Here is a 746-nt window from a genome sequence, read left to right on the forward strand (position 1 = left end):
GCCACCCCGATAAAGTATCGGATCGTATTTCCGATATGGTCGTGGACCATTTTATTGCCAAAGATCCTTATGCTCGAGTTGCCTGTGAGACGCTGACTACAACCAATAAGGTTGTATTAGCCGGAGAGGTTCGCGGGCCAGTCGATCAAGATAAAGAGGAAATTATTCAAAAAGTAAGAGACTGTATTAAGGACATTGGCTATGAGCAAGCAGGCTTTCACTGGAAGAATGTGGATGTTGAGTACTATTTACATGGTCAGTCTGCAGACATTGCCATGGGAGTTGACTCATCTTCAAATAAAGATGAGGGCGCGGGCGATCAAGGCATCATGTTTGGATACGCATGTACTGAAACTCCAGAATTAATGCCTGCCCCTATTTACTACTCTCATAAAATTTTAGAATTAATGGCTGTGGGAAGAAAAGATGGTTCTCTTAAAGGGTTAGAGCCTGACTCTAAAAGTCAAGTCACCTTAGAATACAAAGATGGAAAGCCACACAAAGTGAAATCAGTGGTGATCTCTACACAGCATGCGGAAGGTTTAAGCCCAGCAGATGTGAAATTAATTGTAACTCCGGCTCTCAAACAATCTATTCCTGCAGAACTTTTAAAAGATCTCGAAGAGGAAGAGTACTATGTTAATCCAACAGGAAACTTTGTAATTGGTGGTCCTGATGGCGATACGGGTTTGACGGGAAGAAAGATTATTGTGGATACTTATGGAGGAGCGGCGCCTCATGGTGGC

The 746-nt window shown here is 43.0% G+C and carries 1 protein-coding gene; it reads left to right on the top strand.

The annotated features are described in order from the left end of the window. On the top strand, window positions 1-746 hold a 746-nt coding region (locus AC1QQ2_RS14675; protein WP_479713700.1), incomplete at both ends, for a methionine adenosyltransferase domain-containing protein.

The sequence above is a fragment of the Aestuarium sp. genome (assembly GCF_023253315.1).
In the GTDB taxonomy this organism is placed as follows: Bacteria; Pseudomonadota; Alphaproteobacteria; order Rhodobacterales; family Rhodobacteraceae; genus Marivivens; species Marivivens donghaensis.